This window comes from Marinobacter shengliensis (assembly GCF_003007715.1).
Taxonomy (GTDB): domain Bacteria; phylum Pseudomonadota; class Gammaproteobacteria; order Pseudomonadales; family Oleiphilaceae; genus Marinobacter; species Marinobacter shengliensis.
Window position 1 is genome coordinate 256296 of the sequence record NZ_PXNO01000007.1, and the last position, 17680, is coordinate 273975.

The following is a 17680-nucleotide window of genomic DNA, read 5'->3' on the forward strand; positions in this document are numbered from 1 at the left end:
AGGATAACTCTGTGCTGTACCGGATTATTACGCTTGTTGGCGGCCTGGTCTTTGTGGTTGCCCTGTTTGCCCTGCTGTGGTTCTTCTGCAAAAAGTTTCTGGAACACCACGGTGTAAAAGAGCAGAGTTCGGATCGGGCCATGGTGCTGGCTACTTGGACCTTTGCCGGCATTGCAGTTGGCCTGGTGTTTGCTGTCGTGGGCTCGTTTGTGCTCGGCCCCTGGGCTTTCTATCGCACCTTGCGGGGCCACGACGTGCCAGTGTCAGACGCCGCCGCAATCTGGTGGGGTTTTGGAATTGTAGTGCTTTCCCTGGGCATTACCGCTGCCGGTTTCTTCGGCTTCCTTGCCCTGGTAGGCGCCTACTGATGTTGTGGCAGGCTGCGTAGCAGGTCCCGGAACCACACCAGCGCAGGCTCCCGCTCATAAGCCTTGTGCCAGTACAGATGCACATCAATGGAGGGCATCTGTGCCGGCGGGCTCATCACTTCTATCTCCCCCCGCTCGGCAATGATCCGTGCGTAGGTTTCCGGCATGGTCAACAGCAAGTCGGAATTCTCCACCACCCGGCAGGCAGCATAATAGTGCTGGCAACGCAGCCTTATGCTGCGCTGCACGCCGTGCCGGGACAGCTCAAAGTCCTCAATACCCGGGCCCTCGGTACGGGACGAAACCAGTACATGTTTTGCCTTCAGGTACGCCGGCATATCCAGCCCGTCTTTAATGGCCGGGTGCCCCTTGCGCGCCAACACCACCAGGCGGTCCTGCCGAAGCAGTTCATGGCTGGTCTGATTGCTGACCGGCAGCAATACATCAATGGCGAAATCCAGTTTGCCGGCGGCTAACTGGGTTTCCATATCCCGCCTTGGTATCCGCTGGGAGACAATCTCCATGTCCGGGTAGGGTGCCAGTTTGCCCATCAACTGGGGCAGAAAGGTAGACTCCAGCACATCCCGCAACCCCAGTGTGTAAGTCTTGCGCTGACTGGCTGGGTCAAAGGCATGGAACTGGTTTACCGCGCTTTGCACCTGATTCAGCCCCGGCCGCATCGACTCCAGAAACCGGCGTGCTAACGGAGTGGGCACCATCTGGTTACCCTGGCGGGTAAACAATGGGTCATCAAAGTGATCCCGCAGCCGCGCCAGGGAATGGCTCACCGCGGGCTGCGTCAGGTGCAGCGCCCTGGCGGCGCGGGTCAGGCTGCCCTCCCGATAAATGGTATCGAAAACATGCAGCAGGTTAAGGTCCAGTCGATTCAGGGCCATAAGGCGCGTCCGGTTTCGGAATAAGTAAGGGTAATGATAAACGATAAGAACAATTCAGTCGCGTAATAGCGCGTTGGCTCCTAGACTGTTTTCCATCTGAACAAAAGTGCGCCCCGGTTGGGGCAGGCAAGCGCGAGGAGCTGCACCATGGATTTCAATATTTCCGAAAAAGGCCAGGATTACCTCAAACGCGTGAAGCAGTTCATGCGTGACGAGATCTTTCCCATTGAAGAGCAGTACCACAAGGAGCTTGCCTCCCTGGAAAACCGCTGGGTGGTGTTGCCGATCATCAAAGAACTGAAAGAAAAAGCCAAGGCCCAGGGCCTGTGGAACATGTTCTTTCCGGACGACAAATACGGCTGTGGCCTGCTCAACTCCGACTACGCCCTGATTGCCGAGGAAACCGGCCGCAGCTTCATCGCCCCGGAAATCTTCAACTGCAACGCGCCAGACACCGGCAACATGGAAGTGCTGATCCACTACGGATCGGAAGAGCAGAAAGCCGAGTGGCTGCCAAAATTGATGAGCGGCGAAATCCGCTCCGCCTTCTGCATGACCGAACCGGCGGTTGCCTCCTCCGACGCCACCAACATGGAAGCCACCGCGATGGTTGAAGGTGACGAAGTGGTGCTCAACGGCCGTAAATGGTGGAGCACTGGCATCGGCCATCCGGACTGCAAAGTGGGTATCTTCATGGGCGTGACAGACCCGGACGCCCAGAAACACCGCCGCCACTCCATGGTGCTGGTGCCACTGGACACCCCGGGCATCACCATCGAGCGCATGCTGCCGGTCTTCGGCGCCTACGATGAGCCATACGGCCACGGCCAGGTACTGTTCGACAACGTACGCCTGCCCAAAAGCGCCATCATCGCCGGCCCCGGCCGAGGCTTCGAAATCGCTCAAGGACGTTTGGGGCCGGGCCGCGTGCACCACTGCATGCGCGCCATCGGCGCCGCTGAGCGCACCCTGGAGCTCATGATCAAGCGCGCCATGACCCGCGAAGCCTTCGGCCGTCCCATCGCCAAGTTGGGTGGCAACCCGGATGTCATCGCCAATGCCCGCATGAACATTGAGCAGGCGCGTTTGTTGACGTTGAAGTGTGCCTGGGCGTTGGATACCAAGGGCATTATGGGTGCGCTGCAGGAGGTGTCGATGATCAAGGCGGTGGTGCCGGCGATGCTGCAGCAGATTGTGGATGACGCGATTCAGGTTCACGGTGGGGCTGGTGTCAGTGACGATGATTTCCCGCTGACGGCATTGTTCGGTTACGCTCGGGTACTAAGGTTGGCCGATGGCCCGGACGAAGTTCATCGGGCGATGGTGGCTCGGTTGGAGCTCCGGAAGTATAAGTCCTGAGCCGTTAATCCAAACATTGGGTGCCGGGAGCAGGTGGGAGAAGCTTTCTGAAACACGCTCCTTCGGCACATCCATGTGGCGCTTGGGCTCCGCCATCCCTGGCTCCGCACAGTTTCATAAAGCTTCTCCCACCTGCTCCTGCAGGCATGGTCGGGGGATTCTGAACGGCTAACGCAACCATTTGGGAGCTGATGTCGGGTAGCAGCTCTTACTCTAATGAAAAAGAAAGTGAACTCCCAAACATAACGGAGAGAAACACAGATGACACAGCGAGTATTTATAACCGGCGGGGCCAGTGGCCTGGGTCGGGCGATTGCATTGCGGTATGCCAAAGAAGGCGCGAAAGTCTGCATTGGGGACATTAACCCGGAGCAGGGCGTGGCCGTTGAGGCGGAACTGAACAACGCGGGCGGCGAGGGCTATTTCGTTGAGTGCGACGTTCGCCGCCTGAGTGACTTCGAGAAAGTCCGTGATGACCTGGTTCAGAAATGGGGCGGCGTGGACGTTGTCGTCAACAACGCTGGCGTTGCCTCCGCAGGCTCCATCGAAGACACCACCATAGGCGACTGGGAGTGGATCCTCGATATCAACGTACTGGGCGTGGTGCGTGGTTGCAAAGCCTTTACGCCGCTGTTCAAGGAGCAGGGCTCCGGCGCGTTTGTGAATGTGGCCTCCATGGCCGGGCTCATGCTGGCGCCGTTGATGGACAGCTACAATGTTTCCAAGGCGGGGGTGATTGCCCTGTCTGAAACCCTCAGCCAGGAGCTGCGGGATTCCGGTATTCACGTCAGCTGTGTGTGCCCGGCGTTTTTCCAGACCAACCTGGCCAGCACCATGCGTTCCGACATTCCCGGCATCCAGCAGAACGTCAACAAGCTGATGAAGCGGTCCAACATCACTGCCGAAGACGTGGCCGAGGATATTTTCCGCAGCGTGAAAGACAAAGATTTCTGGGTACTGCCCCACGCCAAAGAGCGCCGTATGTGGATGCTCAAGCGCCATGCGCCCTGGGCGTTTGACTGGTTGATGCACCAGGAAACCAAGCGCTGGATGAGCAAGATGGGTGGCAAGGCGAAAGCCTGAACAGATCACAGGAGAGATTGAATGACTCAGATCGACCAGGCCGTAGACATCCGGGAAGGCGAAGAGCTGGATATCAGCGCCGTCGACCAGTTCATGAAACAGGCCATTCCCGGCCTGGAAGGGCAGCCGAGTATCAAGCAGTACCCCGGTGGCGCTTCCAACCTGACGTATCAGGTGGACTACGGCGAGCAGTCTTACGTACTACGCCGGCCACCGTTCGGCAAGATTGCCAAGTCGGCCCACGACATGCTTCGGGAAGCGCGGGTGATGGACGCGTTGAAGCCCGTTTACCCCTATGTGCCCAACATTGTTGCCATCTGTGACGATCACAGCGTGCTGGGGTGTGACTTCTACGTGATGGAAAGGCTCAAGGGCATCATCCTGCGCCAGGATTTCCCCAAGGATTTCGAGCTGAGTGCGGAAGATACCCGCAAGCTGTGCCTGAATGTGATCGACAAGCTGGTGGACCTGCACACCGTGGATGCCACGGCCGCCGGCCTGGACAAACTGGGTAAGGGAGCCGGCTACGTGCAGCGCCAGATTGGAGGCTGGAGCGACCGCTTCCGCAAGGCCCGCACCGAGGATGTCGGTGACTTTGAAATCGTGATGGCGTGGCTGAACGAAAAGATGCCGGACGACATCGCCCAGGTGGTCATCCACAACGATTTCCGTTTTGACAACGTTGTGCTGAACCCGGATAACCCGTTTGAAGTGATTGGCGTGCTGGACTGGGAAATGGCCACCATCGGTGACCCGCTGATGGACCTGGGCAACAGCCTGGCGTACTGGATTGAAGCCGACGATGAAGGTCCGTTCCAGATGCTACGGCGCCAGCCCACCCATCGCCCGGGCATGCTGAGCCGTAAGGAAGTTGTGGACTACTACATGGAGAAGTCCGGCTTCCGCGCGGATAACTTCGATTTCTACGAGATCTACGGCCTGTTCCGGCTGGCGGTGATCGTCCAGCAAATCTACTACCGCTTCTATAATGGCCAGACCAAAGACAAGCGCTTTGCCGCCTTCGGCCACGCTGCTAACTATCTGGAAAAGCGGTGCCAGCGACTGATTAGTGAGAGTTCGCTGTAATGGCCACGATCTATCTGGTGCGCCATGGCCAGGCCAGCTTCGGTAAGGAAAACTATGACCAGCTCTCTACGCGAGGCTGGGAACAGGGCAAAATCCTGGGCCGCTGGCTGGCGGACAAGGTGGAGCCGGGTGCCATTTTTGGCGGTAACCTGCAGCGCCATCGGGAAACCGTGGAAGCGATTACCACCGGTTACGGTGCAAGCCTGCCGGATATGCAGGTGATGGAAGGCCTGAACGAGTTTGATCATGTTGAAGTGGTGGAGCGCCTGCGCCCGGAATGGGCGGACAAACAGATGATGGCTCGGGACCTGGCGAGTTTCCCGAAACCGGCGAGGGCGTTTCAGCAGGCTTTTGAAAAAGCGGTCACCCGCTGGGTGAGTGGTGAACACGACCACGAATACGCGGAATCCTGGCAGGGTTTCCGGCAGCGGGTGAGCAGTGCGCTGGATCAACTGATTGAGCTGGCGGACGGTGCCGATGTCATTGTCTCAACCTCCGGCGGGCCTATTGCGGTGATTGCCCAGCACCTGCTGGAGTTGTCCGACCACAAGGCGCTGGAGATGAACAACGTGATTGCCAACACCAGCGTGTCCCGCATTCTGTATTCCGGCCCCCGGCGCAGCCTGGCCGTATTCAACAACTATAGCCACCTGGAAGCGGAAGACCCCGCCCTGGTGACATTCCGATAATCTGAGGGAAATCCATGAGCAACGTAAACCTGTTCGACCTGACTGGCAAAGTCGCCCTGGTAACTGGTGCCAGCCGTGGCATCGGCGAGAGCATCGCCCGCACCCTGGCCCATTACGGCGCCCACGTGATTGTTAGCAGCCGCAAGATTGATGGTTGTGAAGCCGTGGCCAGCAGCATCCGAGCCGATGGTGGCAGCGCCGAAGCCTTCGTCTGCCACATTGGCGAGATGGACCAGATTGAAGCCGTGTGGGAGCACATTGCAAAAGAGCACGGCAAACTCGACATTCTGGTGAACAACGCCGCCGCCAACCCGTATTTTGGCCCGGTGGAAGATACCGACCTGGGTGCTTTCCACAAAACCGTGGATGTAAACATCCGCGGCTACTTCTTCATGTGCGCCCGTGGCGCCCAGCTGATGAAGAAAAACGGCGGCGGCTCCATCGTGAACGTGGCGTCTGTAAACGGCGTAAATCCGGGCCACTTCCAGGGCATCTACTCGGTGACCAAGGCAGCGGTGATTTCCATGACCAAGTCCTTCGCCATGGAACTTGGTCAGCAGAACGTTCGGGTGAACGCCCTGCTGCCGGGCCTGACCGACACCAAGTTTGCCAGTGCCCTGACCACCAATGAGGCCATCAAGAAGCAGGCCATGGCCCACATTCCGATGAAGCGGGTGGCAGACCCGGACGAAATGGCCGGTACCGTGCTGTATCTGGTGTCCAACGCTTCCAGCTACACCACCGGCGCCTGCATTAATGCGGATGGTGGTTACCTGACGGTTTAATATCCGCCGAAACGAAAAAGGGCCGGAGAGTTCGTTAGCTTCGGCCCTTTTTTGTGTCTGGTGGTTAGCTGGCCAGATCAGGAGCAGGTCAGGGCGGTGAAGTCCTGGTTCAATTTGCTTGCCCGGGCCTGTAGGTGCTCCCGGTGCTGTTGGTCGCCAGCCTTGATCAACGCATACATCAGGTTCGCCATGGCCTGCTGGCTTTCCCTCATCATGGCCTGGTATTCGGGACCTCGGGCGTTTTCGGAGTTAATCACCAGTTCGCGGATGGCCTCATCAAAACCGGGCTGGTCCCGGCCTTCCATGGTCTCCAGCAGGGTCTGTTGCCAGTTCTTGCGGCCCTGGAGCCAGATTTCTGTTTGTTGACCGCGATCGGCAGACCACTCTTCAACCAGAGCCTGCTGCTGCCCATTCAGGCTGCCCAGCCACCGTTCAACCCGTTTGGCGGTTCGCTCTGCCCGCGCCTTGGCAGTTTGTTGCGGGTCGCCTGCCAGCATTTCCTGTTCAAGCTCAGCCTGATCTTCTGCCATGTTCCTGGCCAGCTCGGTCACCTGGTCATCAGACAGGCTGGCCAGCAGATTCACAGCCACAGGTACGGCTCTATCCAACAAGTCCGGTACAAAGACCAGTAGTTGTTGTTGGTGATACTCAATGGTGTCGATATCCGGTGCGCCATCGGCAATATCAGCTTCGAGCTCGCCCAGCCAGGCACGGTAGCGGGGAAGCTCTGTTGAACAATGCCACTGGCGCAGGCTGTCCAGGTCCTGGTTCAGCTGCTGTTTCTGCGCCCGATTTAAAGTCACGTAGTCCTCAACCCACCAAACCACGCCCCAGTCGGCATAGCGGTAAGCCATGCGGGTGGAGCTGCAGCCTGCCAGGACTATCAGGGCAGCTAGATAAAGGGCCGTGAGCTTCATCATGGTTCAGGTCTCTTGGTGTTAAAGCGTTGTTTGCAGATGAACAGGCGTTCCTGGCAGCTGCACTTTGTTATCGCGAAATTTCACTTTTAAGTCCAGTTACGGATAGGAAGGCACATCGGATGTGAACGTCTATTCAAAACTGCTATTCAGCTCACACATGTATGCTCGAATGTAAATAAATGTGAATCCGTTTTTTTGCCCTTCCCGTAGATTGCTTTGACGCATTAATCAGGGAATGAATTAGTGCTGGTTCGAACCAACACACATTATCGTCAAGCGATTCTTCAGCGAGGAAAGAAAGAATGAAAAATGTGATAGCTTTACCGATGATTTTAGCGGCGAGTGCCATGCTGTCTGGGTGCTGGCTAGACAGCAGCAGTAGCAGTAGCCGTATTACAGATCAACCAACGCAAAGCATTTTGGAAATTGCTGTTGAAAATGAGAATACGACGATTCTTGAGGCCGCGGTTCTTGCGGCAAATCCGACTATCGCGGAACTGCTCGATGGAGATGTCCCGTTAACAGTGTTTGCACCGACCGATGCTGCCTTTGAGGCCCTGCTGGAAGACTTGGGTCTTACGGCAGAAGAGTTGTTGGATGATACAGCGTTGCTGAACGCGGTTCTCACTTACCATGTTCTCGCAAGGTCAGTGGGTGAAGTAAAGGCCGATGCGGCAATCAGCGTTGCGCAGAATCCTGTCCCACAAAACCTGGTTGAGACGGAGAACGGCAAAGATGTCGCGCTTTCAATCTCACAGGAGAATGGTGAGGCGGTACTCTACGTCAACACTTCCCGGGTAACGGTTACGGATGTAGGTGCGACTAATGGCGTGGTCCATCTTATTGATAAGGTGCTTGTTCCCCCGCCAAGTGCCCTGAGCAACACAGACTTAACGATTGCAGAAATTGTCACTGCGCTGGCAGAAGCTGAAGAAGGTGCCGAGTTCACCATTTTGCTGGCTGCACTCGGTACTCCTGGTGCTTCGGACTTGCTTGATACGGCTTTGAATACCGATGCGAATTTGACGGTGTTCGCGCCAACAGATACTGCCTTCGTAACTTTGCTGGGTGAGCTGGGGCTGACACCAGAGCAATTGCTTGACAGTCCAGATTTGCCGGGCATTTTACAGCAACATATCCTTAATACTCGGGTGGATTCTCTGACGGCCTATGGCTCGAATGGCGGCACAGTACCGAACCTGGCTGGCACCACTCTGAGCGTTGACATACAAAACAACGCTCTGGTTATTGAGGGAAGCAACGTTATAGAAGCAGACGTTGAAGCCGCTAATGGCGTGATTCATGTGATCGATAAGGTGATTTTCTCGGTCAACTAATTACCGCAGCAGTATATTTTTGCTCGAAATCTGCACATTGGGCCGGCTGCTAAAGCCGGCCTTTCACGCCCGGCCCGGGCGCACGCCTGAAGGTGAAACTTCTTTTGCAAGCTGGCCATATTGAGCCAAGTGAAACGCAACTGAGGAAGGGTGCCCCTTGGCCTGGGGTGAGTGAGGGGGCTGCCGGTTCCCACTATCCTGCTGTCTATACCTCCAAAGAAATACCCAAATTGATTTTTGCCAAGTTTGCTCGTCTTGACTAAAGTGGTGAATACACACATTAAAAAGGCGGGTTTATGGACGACCTCCAACAACTGACTCCGGAGCAGCGCAAGAGCAGCGAGTTCCGGTTGTTTGTCTTCATCATCGTCTTTCTTTTTCCCATCCTGGCCGTTGCCGTGGTGGGCGGTTACGGGTTTCTGGTCTGGATGTCGCAGGTGTTCATGGGCCCGCCGGGACCGCCTGGGGGGTAGGGGCAAACATGGCTGTGAACGAGTCCCGCCGGCTGCTCATTCGTGGCGGCAGGGCGACGGCGTCAGAATGGCGGCCGCCCTGGACAACCGAGGCCATCACCGACCAGTGCACCCGGTGTGATCGCTGCATTGAGGCCTGCCCGGAAGGCGTGCTGTTTCGGGGTGATGGTGGCTTCCCGCAAATTCGCTTTACCGGTGAAGGCTGCTCTTTATGCGGTGAATGCGCCCGAGCTTGCCCGGAACCCGTGTTCGATCTTACCCGCGAGGCCTTCTCATGGCGGGCGGAAGTGCGGGATAACTGCCTCGCCAAAGCCAACATTCATTGTCAGACCTGCCGCGATGCCTGTGAGCCAACGGCCATCCGGTTTCCGCCCATGCTTGGTCATGTTGCCGTCCCGGAAATTGCCGAAGACGAATGTACCGGCTGCGGTGCCTGTGTCGCGGTGTGCCCTGAAGATGCCATCAGCCTGGTTACCCAGGAACAGAGAGAGCAAGCCCATGCCTGAATCAACGAACGCGGAAATCCACATTGCCAGCTTTCTGGTGCACGTTCGCCCGGAGTCGCTCGATGCGGTGCTCGAACTTCTGGAGGCAACCCCGGGGCTGGAAGAGGGTACCCGAGACCCGATGGGAAAACTGGTGGTGCTGGCGGAAGGCGCCAGCCACCAGGACCTCCTGAATGCCATGGAATTGATAGAGAATGCGCCAGGTGTTCTGGAATGCATTCTGGTTTACCACGAAGTGATGTCTCCGGAAGAAGCGAGACAGCAGTTGATTGCTACAGGACAGTCAGAAACAGAACAACAGGAAGCAATGTCATGAACCTGACACGACGAGAATTCGCAAAAGCCAATGCGTTGGCCATGGCAGCATCTGCTGCCGGCCTGTCGATTCCGGCTGCGGCCAGTAACCTGATAACCAACGCTGATCTCACCGAGCTGAAATGGAGCAAGGCGCCCTGCCGTTTCTGTGGCACCGGTTGTAGTGTGATGGTGGCTACCAAAGACAACAAGATTGTTGCCACCCATGGCGACACCCAGTCGGAAGTGAACCGCGGCCTCAACTGTGTAAAGGGCTACTTTCTGTCGAAGATCCTGTACGGGCGGGACCGGCTCACCAAGCCATTGCTGCGCAAACGCGATGGCAAGTTCCACAAAGAAGGTGATTTCCAGGAAGTCAGCTGGGACGAAGCCCTGGATGTGATGGCAGAAAAATTTACCAGTGCCATCAAGGAACACGGTCCGGAAAGTGTCGGTATGTTTGGTTCTGGCCAGTGGACCATCTGGGAAGGCTATGCTGCCAGCAAGTTGTTCAAGGCCGGGTTCCGTTCCAATAATATCGACCCCAATGCCCGCCACTGTATGGCGTCTGCGGTGGCCGGCTTCATGCGCACGTTCGGTTCTGATGAGCCTATGGGCGTTTACGATGACATTGAAAGCGCCGATGCCTTCGTGCTATGGGGCGCCAATATGGCGGAAATGCACCCGATTCTATGGACTCGGGTCACCGACCGCCGGTTGTCGCATCCGGGCACTGAGGTCGCTGTGCTTTCCACCTACGAGCACCGCTGTTTTGACCTGGCTGACCTGCCAATGGTGATGGAACCCCATGCAGATGTGGCGATTCTTAATTACATTGCCAATTACATCATCCAGAACAACGCGGTAAACGAGGATTTTGTTAACAAGCACACCCGGTTTGTGCGCGGTGCAGATGACATTGGCTATGGCCTGCGGCCGGAAGATCCCCGCGAACAGAGCGCAAAGAACGCCAACAACGCCAACAGTTGGGAAGACATGTCGTTTGAGGACTTTGCCAGGCATGTCCGTGAGTACGATGTGAAGAAGGCCGCCGAGATCTCCGGCGTATCCGAAGCTCGGCTTGAACGGCTGGCAAAGCTATACGCTGATCCGGACAAGCGTGTCACCACCTTCTGGACCATGGGCGTTAACCAGCATACCCGTGGCGTTTGGGTGAACAACCTGATCTATAACGTTCACCTGCTGACGGGCAAAATTGCGACGCCGGGCAACAGCCCGTTCTCGCTTACCGGTCAGCCCTCGGCCTGTGGCACCGCGCGGGAGGTGGGCACCTTCGCCCATCGCCTGCCAGCCGATATGGTGGTGGCCAATCCGGAACACCGGGCCAAGGCCGAGAAGATCTGGAAACTGCCGGAGGGCACCATCCCGGCCAAGCCCGGCTACCACGCCGTGCTGCAAAGCCGCATGCTGAAAGACAGCAAGCTGCGGGTGTACTGGACCCAGGTCACCAACAATATCCAGGCCGGCCCGAATACCATGCAGGAAACCCTGCCGGGCTGGCGCAATCCCGATACCTTTATCATCGTCTCTGATATTTACCCCACAGTGTCTGCCCAGGCGGCCGATCTGATTTTGCCGGCGGCGGGCTGGGTTGAGAAAGAAGGGGCCTATGGTAATGCTGAACGTCGCACCCAGTTCTGGCGCCAGCTGGTAAACGCACCTGGTGAAGCTCGCTCGGATTTGTGGCAAACGGTGGCCCTGTCCCAGCGCATCAAAGTAGCGGACGTCTGGCCCGAGGAGCTGATTGCCAAGGCACCGGAGATGCGTGATAAAACCCTGTTCGATGTGTTGTTCCGTAACGGCAATGTTGACCGTTATTCACTGGAAGACCTGCACCCGGATTACGAAAACCAGGAGTCCAAGGACTTTGGTTTCTATATCCACAAGGGCATATTTGAGGAATATCGCCAGTTCGGTGCCGGCAAAGGCAAAGACCTGGCCGATTTCGAGACCTACCACGCCACCCGCGGCCTGAGATGGCCAGTCGTTGACGGCAAGGAAACCCTGTGGCGCTACCGTGAAGGTTCAGACCCTTACGTGGCGGAGGGCAGCGGATTCCAGTTCTACGGAAATTCAGACAACCGGGCCCGAATCTTCGCGGTACCCCATGAGCCGCCTGCGGAATCTCCGGACGACGAATACCCGTTCTGGCTGTGCACGGGCCGGGTACTGGAGCACTGGCACACCGGTTCGATGACTCGCCGGGTGTCCGAGCTGCACAAGGCGGTACCGGATGCGTTGTTGTACATGAATGCGGACGACGCCCGCGACAAGGGCTGGAGGCGCGGCAGTGAGGTGAAGGTGATCAGCCGCCGGGGTGAAGTCCGGGTGCGGGTGGAAACCCGTGGTCGTGTTCGTATGCCTAAGGGCATGGTGTATGTGCCTTTCTTCGACGCTGGCAAGCTGATCAACAAGGTCACGCTGGACGCAACCGACCCCATTTCCAAGCAGACCGACTTCAAGAAGTGCGCTGTCCGTCTGGAACTGGTTAACCTGGCTTAAGGAGACGTCACCATGAGAATGCTTGTATTGTTGCTGACCGCCTCCCTGGCCTTTCTGGCCTATGCCGATAGCGATCATTTGTCGCCCTCGTCACCAGACGGGCTGCGCAAAGGCGGAACTCTCGGGCAAGACCTGCCCGCACCCCCTATCGCCGGTGATCCCAGGGATGTAAAGCGGGAAGTGCGCAACTACCCGGAACAACCGCCGGTGATTCCCCACACCATCCGTGATTACCAGGTAGACAAGAACTTCAACCGGTGCCTTGACTGCCATAGCCGGGAATCTGCCGTGCAGGCGGGTGCTCCGATGGTGAGCGTGACTCACTTTATGGATCGTCACTTTCAGGTGCGGGCCGAGGTAACGCCGGGCCGCTATTTCTGTACCCAGTGCCATGTGCCGCAAACCGATGCCCAGCCGCTGGTGGAGTCAGATTTCAAAGCCGTGGATGAAGTGATCCGTGCCTCCAGCAGAGGAGATCGCTGATGATGAAATGGCTGAAGCTCTACTGGAACCTGTTGCGCAAGCCCAGTGTGCACTACAGCCTCGGTTTCCTGACGCTCAGTGGCTTTATTGCCGGGATCATCTTCTGGGGTGGTTTCAACACGGCGCTGGAAGTGACCAACACCGAGCAGTTCTGCATAGGCTGTCACGAGATGCACAGCAACCCGTATCAGGAGCTGAAGAACACCATCCATTACACCAACCGCTCCGGTGTGCGTGCCGAGTGTTCAGATTGCCACGTGCCCCACGGCTGGACTCACAAGATTGGCCGCAAAATGGAGGCGTCGAAAGAAGTCTGGGGGTGGATCTTCGGCTCCATCAACACCCCGGAGAAATTCGAAGCCAAGCGACGTGAGCTGGCGGAGCGGGAGTGGCAGCGGCTGAAAGCCAACGATTCCCTTGAGTGTCGTAATTGCCACGAGTTCGATTCGATGGACTTCACCCTGCAAGACCCCAGGGCGTCCCAGGCGCACTCAACGGCGCTGGCAGAAGGCGAGCAAACCTGTATCGACTGCCACAAGGGCATCGCACACAAGCTGCCGGACATGGCGGGGGTGCCCCGATAGGTCCGGGGCTCAGGTTCAGGGTTGGGTGCGGGGCTTACTGGATGGAAGGCCCCGAGCCATCGGCCGGTGACTGGGACAGGGACGTTCCGACCGGTGGCCGGAAATGCAGGGAGTAAAGCACTCGATCGAGCACCGCCTGGCCATTCCAGGCCGGGTTGTTATTGACCATGCCGACGATGGCCCAGGTGGTGTTCCTGTCATCACGAGTAAAGCCGGCGATGGAGCGCACATGCTCAAGGTAGCCGGTTTTGATCCGGCCCTGGCCGTCCATGCCGGTATTTCTCAGGCGGCGGGACATGGTGCCATCCATCGCAATGATCGGCATGGAGGCCATCAAATCTGAAGAATAGGGACTGTTCCAGGCGTGCTGCAAAATCTGGGCGCCCTGGCGTGCGGTAATCCGGCCGTGGCGTGTCAGTCCTGCGCCATTATCAATCACCATGCCCGCGGTATTGACGCCAAGCCCTTCCAGCCAGTCATAGATGGCGCGGATGCCCGCCACCCGGTCGTCCTGTTCGTCTTCCTGACGGAACTCGGCGCCAATGGTCAGCAGCATTTGCCGCGCCATGACATTGCTGCTCCACTTGTTGATGTCCCGCACCATGGTCACCAGGTCTGGTGAGGTGGTGCGCATGACCAGGCGTGCTTCTTCCGGTGTGCTCTCGAAGCGATCGCCGCCACTGACAATCACGCCCATTTCAGACAGCACGGAACGGATCACGGCGGCGGAATAGCGGTCATGGGGCAGCAAAGACAGATAGGTTGTGGTTCTACAGCCCTGCGGCAGTTCGCCGGTAACTTGAACGGTTACCCTGTGATCGTTATGGAATACCGGTTTCCAGTCAAAGCGGCTGCGGGCAGGACAGGGGCCTTCCGGCAGGGCGGTTACCCGGTTATCAATGGTGACTTCACCAAGATCGGGCGTAGTCCAAGCCTGGGTACCCCGTTCATCTGCGCGCACCTGAAAATGCAACAGGTTAAGGTTGGTCAGGTAAGCGGAGGGCTCCACCAGAAACGGCGCGTGGGGATTGTTGCCGTTGTCTTCAAAGGCAGGGAAACCACCATCCACCCGAAAATAACTGCCATCCAGAACCAGATCGCCTTCAATCCGGTTAATACCCATGCTGCGCAGTTCCCGAAGGGTACCCCAAAGTCGCTCAAAGGTGAGTTTGGGGTCGCCACCGAAACGCACATACAGGTTGCCCTGCAGGGTATCGCCAACCATGGTACCGTCGGTCAGGAAGTCGGTATTCCAGTGATGAGTCGGGCCCAACAATTCCAGAGCGGCGTAGGTGGTGACCAGTTTCATGATGGAGCCAGGGCTCATCAGTTCGTCAGCGTTCACATACTGCTCAATGCCCGGCCCGTTAAGGGGAATGGCTGCAACACTGAGGGCCTGCTCGCTATTCAGGGACTTGTTTGCGTAGTCTTTGATCTGACTGGCCCAGAGACGGGATTCCGCAAAGGCTGCGGCAGCGGTATTGCTTTCCTGGGCCAGGGCCGGCGTGCTTGCCATGGTGCAGGCAGCCGCAATGGCCAATACCAGCCGCTTGGGTGAGGTTACACACCTTGAAGCGCAGGTCCTCGCCTGCAAACCCTGAATCAGCATCACACCAGCCCGTTGTTATGTTCTCTTTGTACAATAGCTCATCCCGTGGTTTTGTACTATGCAGAAAAGCTATACATGACGTTAAAAAATGGCAGTAGAGTCGTTGTTTATATTGAGTTTTTGTGACAGCACGTAAGTGCCTTTCAGAATCATGGGGTTAGCTTTGACCGGACCTTGCTGACACCCAGGCCAATGGGGCAGACAGCGATTGTGAGACAATGCCGCCCCAGAGCCCGTGAACCGAATACAACGAACAAAGGGAACAATATGCTCAAAGCGATCAGACATCAGGTGAACGTACTGGAATCCGTGGCAACCTCTTCCTTTGCTGCCTGGCGTGGATGCCTGGTGATCAAGGCTATTCCGCAGCCGGAGAAACCTATCATTCTGTATGATATGGAAGCCTGCCCCTACTGTCGCCGTGTGCGGGAAGTGCTGACCGCGCTGCACCTGGATGTGGAAATACGACCCTGCCCCAAAGGCGGCCGTTTCTTCCGCCCGGAAGCCGAGGCCCTGGGCGGCAAACAGCAGTTTCCGTTGTTGGTGGATCAGAACACCAACAAGGTGATCTACGAATCTGAGGATATTGTTGCGTACCTGTTCAGTCAGTATGCCGGTCGGTCTGTGCCCGGCTACTATCAGTCCAAAGCCTGGCAGCCAGCTTTAAATTCAATCGGATCGGCCGCCAGTGAACTGCGCGGCTTGCGTGCCACCTCTGGTAGCCGCCCGGAGCAGGGGCTGCACCTTTGGAGTTTTGAGGGTAGCCCGTATTCGCGTCTGGTGCGGGAAAGATTGTGCGAGTTGGAGATTCCCTACACACTGCATAACTTGGGCAAGGAGCACTGGACCGAAATCGGCCCGGCCAAACAACGTTTAAAGCCAGGCGAGTACAGGCCCATACCGGGCGGCAAGCGGGATGCGTTTTTTCAGCAACACGGCCGTGTTCAGGTGCCTTACCTGGAAGACCCCAATACTGGCCAGCAGCTGTTTGAATCAGGCCGGATCATGGCTTACCTGAACAGTCAGTACGGCGGCTGAGAGTCACGCAATGGCTGGCCCGGGGTGGCATTCCGGGCCCGACACGGTATGATCAGCGCCCATAGTTTGTGAGCCAGAATCGGGAGCGCGTGATGTACACCGGCCAATGCCTTTGTGGTGATATCCAGTTTGAATACGATGGCCCACTTGGCCCGGTTGCCCTGTGCCATTGCAGCCAGTGCCGTCGGGCGCACGGCAGTGCTTTCTCAGCCAGTGTGCCGGTTCAGACGGTGCGCTTCCGGTATGTTGCCGGACAGGATCAAGTGCGTGAATTCGAATCCCGGCCCGGCAAATACCGGGCTTTCTGCCCCCGTTGTGGCAGTCAGCTATACAGCCGTGTTGACGCCATCCCCGGTATCCTGAGACTGCGTGTGGGCGTGATCAACGAGCCCCTGGGAAAAAAGGCGGCCCAGCACGTCTACGTGGGGTCAAAGTCTGACTGGTTTGATATCACCGACAACCTGCCCCAGTTCGAGAAAACCGAACGCACCAACGATCCGCACTGATCACTCGGCCGGCACCACCCGGTACACCTTGCCCTGGCGTGAATCGGTCAGCAGCCACAGGGCGCCATCCGGCCCCATGCGCACATCCCGGATTCGCTCACCGAGATTGGTGAGCAGATCTTCTTCCTCAATCACTTGTTCGTTGTTAATGGTCAGACGCACCAGTTTTTGACTCCTCAGGGCACCGACAAACACATCGCCCCGCCATTGCGGGAACAGGTCCCCGGTATAAAATGCCATGCCAGAGGGGGCAATGGACGGATCCCAGTAGTGCAGTGGATCGGTTACACCGTCCATAGTGGTCTTGTCTGAGATGGGGATGCCGGAGTAGTCGATGCCGTAGGTGACCTTCGGCCAGCCGTAGTCATTCCCCGCCCTGATAATGTTAATCTCGTCACCACCCCGGGGGCCATGTTCATGGCTCCAGACTTCACCGGTGTCCGGGTGCAGGGTCATGCCCTGGATGTTGCGGTTGCCGTAGGTGTAGAAGGTGTTGTTGGTGCGGGAATCATCTATAAAAGGGTTGTCTGGAGTTGCGTCACCGTTGGTGGAAATGCGATGAACACCACCGGCATCGTCCCGATTGTCCTGGGCTCTGTCCATTTCACCCCGGTCACCGATGGCCACGTAGAGATGGCCGCTCCGGTCAAAAACCATCCTGCCCGCAAAGTGCCTGCCATTGCTGGAGCGGGGTAAAGCTTCAAAAATCACTTCAACCTTCTCAAGCGCTTCGCCGTTGTAGGTGGCACGGGCAACCCGGGTAGTCATGCCGTCACTGTTGCGGTGTGCGTAACTCAGAAACAGGGTCTGATTGTCGGTGAACTGCGGGTGCAGCACCACATCCAGAAGGCCGCCCTGGCCGGAGGCAACCAGCTCCGGCAATCCCTTCACCGGCTCTCGCACAAGATTGCCGTTTTCAATCTGGCGAAGCCGACCCTCACGTTCGGTGACCAGCATGGTGCCGTCGGGCAGGAAAGCCAGGCTCCAGGGGTGCTCAAGGCCCTGGGCGACGGTTTCTATCCGGAAATCGGTTTTGTTGGATGAGAACGTCTGGTCAGACCATACTGGGGACGCTGCCAGTACTGATAAGCCCGCGGCGATGAAGATAGTCGAGCGGTTCATGAGGTCTCCTCCAAGCTAA

At 57.4% G+C, this 17680-nt stretch carries 19 protein-coding genes; 15 read left to right on the plus strand and 4 right to left on the minus strand.

The window, feature by feature from the left end:
* Nucleotides 1-11 precede the first annotated feature (11 nt).
* On the plus strand, nucleotides 12-368 hold the full coding sequence (locus C7H10_RS02375; RefSeq protein ID WP_072677863.1) for a hypothetical protein: 357 nt from the start codon (nucleotides 12-14) through the stop codon (nucleotides 366-368).
* Here C7H10_RS02375 and C7H10_RS02380 read toward each other — a convergent pair.
* The gene (locus C7H10_RS02380) at nucleotides 362-1264 is read right to left on the minus strand and encodes a LysR family transcriptional regulator (RefSeq protein ID WP_106693559.1); all 903 of its coding nucleotides are present in this window, start codon (nucleotides 1262-1264) and stop codon (nucleotides 362-364) included. The genes C7H10_RS02375 and C7H10_RS02380 overlap by 7 nt on opposite strands.
* A 147-nt stretch (nucleotides 1265-1411) precedes the next feature.
* Between C7H10_RS02380 and C7H10_RS02385 the strand changes: the two genes are divergently transcribed.
* The 5 genes from C7H10_RS02385 (at nucleotide 1412) to C7H10_RS02405 (ending at nucleotide 6266) form a co-directional block, all read left to right on the plus strand.
* A complete protein-coding gene (locus tag C7H10_RS02385) occupies nucleotides 1412-2623 on the plus strand; it encodes an acyl-CoA dehydrogenase family protein (RefSeq protein WP_106693561.1) in 1212 nt (403 codons plus the stop codon).
* Between the two features lie 261 nt (nucleotides 2624-2884).
* Nucleotides 2885-3706 carry an SDR family oxidoreductase gene (locus tag C7H10_RS02390; protein ID WP_106693563.1) on the plus strand — a complete coding sequence of 274 codons (822 nt, stop codon included), beginning with the start codon at nucleotides 2885-2887 and terminating at the stop codon, nucleotides 3704-3706.
* 21 nt (nucleotides 3707-3727) lie between these two features.
* The gene (locus C7H10_RS02395; protein WP_106693564.1) at nucleotides 3728-4792 is read left to right on the plus strand and encodes a phosphotransferase family protein; all 1065 of its coding nucleotides are present in this window, start codon (nucleotides 3728-3730) and stop codon (nucleotides 4790-4792) included.
* On the plus strand, nucleotides 4792-5481 hold the full coding sequence (locus C7H10_RS02400) for a histidine phosphatase family protein (protein ID WP_106693566.1): 690 nt from the start codon (nucleotides 4792-4794) through the stop codon (nucleotides 5479-5481). The genes C7H10_RS02395 and C7H10_RS02400 overlap by 1 nt, the downstream gene beginning before the upstream one ends.
* A 14-nt stretch (nucleotides 5482-5495) precedes the next feature.
* On the plus strand, nucleotides 5496-6266 hold the full coding sequence (locus tag C7H10_RS02405) for an SDR family oxidoreductase (RefSeq protein WP_106693567.1): 771 nt from the start codon (nucleotides 5496-5498) through the stop codon (nucleotides 6264-6266).
* Nucleotides 6267-6343: 77 nt separating this feature from the next.
* Here the strand turns inward: C7H10_RS02405 and C7H10_RS02410 are convergent, their stop codons facing one another.
* A complete protein-coding gene (locus tag C7H10_RS02410; RefSeq protein WP_106693569.1) occupies nucleotides 6344-7186 on the minus strand; it encodes a DUF6279 family lipoprotein in 843 nt (280 codons plus the stop codon).
* Nucleotides 7187-7488: 302 nt separating this feature from the next.
* On the opposite strand from C7H10_RS02410, the gene C7H10_RS02415 reads away from it, so the two are divergent.
* The 7 genes from C7H10_RS02415 to C7H10_RS02445 all read left to right on the plus strand — a co-directional run bounded on the left by C7H10_RS02415 (nucleotide 7489) and on the right by C7H10_RS02445 (nucleotide 13386).
* A complete protein-coding gene (locus C7H10_RS02415; protein ID WP_106693571.1) occupies nucleotides 7489-8523 on the plus strand; it encodes a fasciclin domain-containing protein in 1035 nt (344 codons plus the stop codon).
* Nucleotides 8524-8819: 296 nt separating this feature from the next.
* Complete coding sequence (locus C7H10_RS02420) at nucleotides 8820-8996, plus strand: periplasmic nitrate reductase, NapE protein (RefSeq protein ID WP_072677854.1); 177 nt, start codon at nucleotides 8820-8822, stop codon at nucleotides 8994-8996.
* A gap of 8 nt (nucleotides 8997-9004) precedes the next feature.
* Nucleotides 9005-9502 carry a ferredoxin-type protein NapF gene (napF, locus tag C7H10_RS02425; protein WP_106693572.1) on the plus strand — a complete coding sequence of 166 codons (498 nt, stop codon included), beginning with the start codon at nucleotides 9005-9007 and terminating at the stop codon, nucleotides 9500-9502.
* On the plus strand, nucleotides 9495-9818 hold the full coding sequence (locus tag C7H10_RS02430; protein WP_167392866.1) for a chaperone NapD: 324 nt from the start codon (nucleotides 9495-9497) through the stop codon (nucleotides 9816-9818). The genes napF and C7H10_RS02430 overlap by 8 nt, the downstream gene beginning before the upstream one ends.
* Nucleotides 9815-12319, plus strand: a complete 2505-nt coding sequence (gene napA / locus C7H10_RS02435) for a nitrate reductase catalytic subunit NapA (protein WP_106693576.1) — start codon at nucleotides 9815-9817, stop codon at nucleotides 12317-12319. Before C7H10_RS02430 ends, napA begins: the two co-directional genes overlap by 4 nt.
* A gap of 12 nt (nucleotides 12320-12331) precedes the next feature.
* Nucleotides 12332-12802, plus strand: a complete 471-nt coding sequence (locus tag C7H10_RS02440) for a nitrate reductase cytochrome c-type subunit (protein WP_106693578.1) — start codon at nucleotides 12332-12334, stop codon at nucleotides 12800-12802.
* A complete protein-coding gene (locus C7H10_RS02445) occupies nucleotides 12802-13386 on the plus strand; it encodes a NapC/NirT family cytochrome c (protein ID WP_106693580.1) in 585 nt (194 codons plus the stop codon). Before C7H10_RS02440 ends, C7H10_RS02445 begins: the two co-directional genes overlap by 1 nt.
* Before the next feature lie 34 nt (nucleotides 13387-13420).
* Here C7H10_RS02445 and dacB read toward each other — a convergent pair whose 3' ends face one another.
* Nucleotides 13421-14995, minus strand: coding sequence for a D-alanyl-D-alanine carboxypeptidase/D-alanyl-D-alanine endopeptidase (gene dacB, locus C7H10_RS02450; RefSeq protein ID WP_106693582.1), 1575 nt, complete (start codon nucleotides 14993-14995; stop codon nucleotides 13421-13423).
* A 267-nt stretch (nucleotides 14996-15262) separates the two neighbouring features.
* Between dacB and C7H10_RS02455 the strand changes: the two genes are divergently transcribed.
* Nucleotides 15263-16033 carry a glutathione S-transferase N-terminal domain-containing protein gene (locus C7H10_RS02455; RefSeq protein WP_106693583.1) on the plus strand — a complete coding sequence of 257 codons (771 nt, stop codon included), beginning with the start codon at nucleotides 15263-15265 and terminating at the stop codon, nucleotides 16031-16033.
* 92 nt (nucleotides 16034-16125) lie between these two features.
* Nucleotides 16126-16539 carry a GFA family protein gene (locus C7H10_RS02460; RefSeq protein ID WP_061333361.1) on the plus strand — a complete coding sequence of 138 codons (414 nt, stop codon included), beginning with the start codon at nucleotides 16126-16128 and terminating at the stop codon, nucleotides 16537-16539.
* Here the strand turns inward: C7H10_RS02460 and C7H10_RS02465 are convergent, their stop codons facing one another.
* Nucleotides 16540-17661: a PQQ-dependent sugar dehydrogenase gene (locus C7H10_RS02465; RefSeq protein WP_106693585.1), complete on the minus strand. Its 1122-nt coding sequence runs from the start codon at nucleotides 17659-17661 to the stop codon at nucleotides 16540-16542.
* Between the last annotated feature and the right edge of the window lie 19 nt (nucleotides 17662-17680).

Excerpts from the sequence above, each read along its gene's own strand:
- C7H10_RS02390 (WP_106693563.1), top strand. The coding sequence starts at position 2,885 with ATGACACAGCGAGTATTTATAACCGGCGGGGCCAGTGGCCTGGGTCGG.
- C7H10_RS02420 (WP_072677854.1), top strand. The coding sequence starts at position 8,820 with ATGGACGACCTCCAACAACTGACTCCGGAGCAGCGCAAGAGCAGCGAG.
- C7H10_RS02465 (WP_106693585.1), bottom strand. The coding sequence starts at position 17,661 with ATGAACCGCTCGACTATCTTCATCGCCGCGGGCTTATCAGTACTGGCA.
- C7H10_RS02380 (WP_106693559.1), bottom strand. The coding sequence starts at position 1,264 with ATGGCCCTGAATCGACTGGACCTTAACCTGCTGCATGTTTTCGATACC.
- C7H10_RS02430 (WP_167392866.1), top strand. The coding sequence starts at position 9,495 with ATGCCTGAATCAACGAACGCGGAAATCCACATTGCCAGCTTTCTGGTG.
- C7H10_RS02415 (WP_106693571.1), top strand. The coding sequence starts at position 7,489 with ATGAAAAATGTGATAGCTTTACCGATGATTTTAGCGGCGAGTGCCATG.
- C7H10_RS02440 (WP_106693578.1), top strand. The coding sequence starts at position 12,332 with ATGAGAATGCTTGTATTGTTGCTGACCGCCTCCCTGGCCTTTCTGGCC.
- C7H10_RS02405 (WP_106693567.1), top strand. The coding sequence starts at position 5,496 with ATGAGCAACGTAAACCTGTTCGACCTGACTGGCAAAGTCGCCCTGGTA.
- C7H10_RS02395 (WP_106693564.1), top strand. The coding sequence starts at position 3,728 with ATGACTCAGATCGACCAGGCCGTAGACATCCGGGAAGGCGAAGAGCTG.
- C7H10_RS02400 (WP_106693566.1), top strand. The coding sequence starts at position 4,792 with ATGGCCACGATCTATCTGGTGCGCCATGGCCAGGCCAGCTTCGGTAAG.
- C7H10_RS02410 (WP_106693569.1), bottom strand. The coding sequence starts at position 7,186 with ATGATGAAGCTCACGGCCCTTTATCTAGCTGCCCTGATAGTCCTGGCA.
- C7H10_RS02455 (WP_106693583.1), top strand. The coding sequence starts at position 15,263 with ATGCTCAAAGCGATCAGACATCAGGTGAACGTACTGGAATCCGTGGCA.
- napF (WP_106693572.1), top strand. The coding sequence starts at position 9,005 with ATGGCTGTGAACGAGTCCCGCCGGCTGCTCATTCGTGGCGGCAGGGCG.
- C7H10_RS02385 (WP_106693561.1), top strand. The coding sequence starts at position 1,412 with ATGGATTTCAATATTTCCGAAAAAGGCCAGGATTACCTCAAACGCGTG.
- C7H10_RS02460 (WP_061333361.1), top strand. The coding sequence starts at position 16,126 with ATGTACACCGGCCAATGCCTTTGTGGTGATATCCAGTTTGAATACGAT.
- C7H10_RS02445 (WP_106693580.1), top strand. The coding sequence starts at position 12,802 with ATGATGAAATGGCTGAAGCTCTACTGGAACCTGTTGCGCAAGCCCAGT.
- napA (WP_106693576.1), top strand. The coding sequence starts at position 9,815 with ATGAACCTGACACGACGAGAATTCGCAAAAGCCAATGCGTTGGCCATG.
- dacB (WP_106693582.1), bottom strand. The coding sequence starts at position 14,995 with ATGCTGATTCAGGGTTTGCAGGCGAGGACCTGCGCTTCAAGGTGTGTA.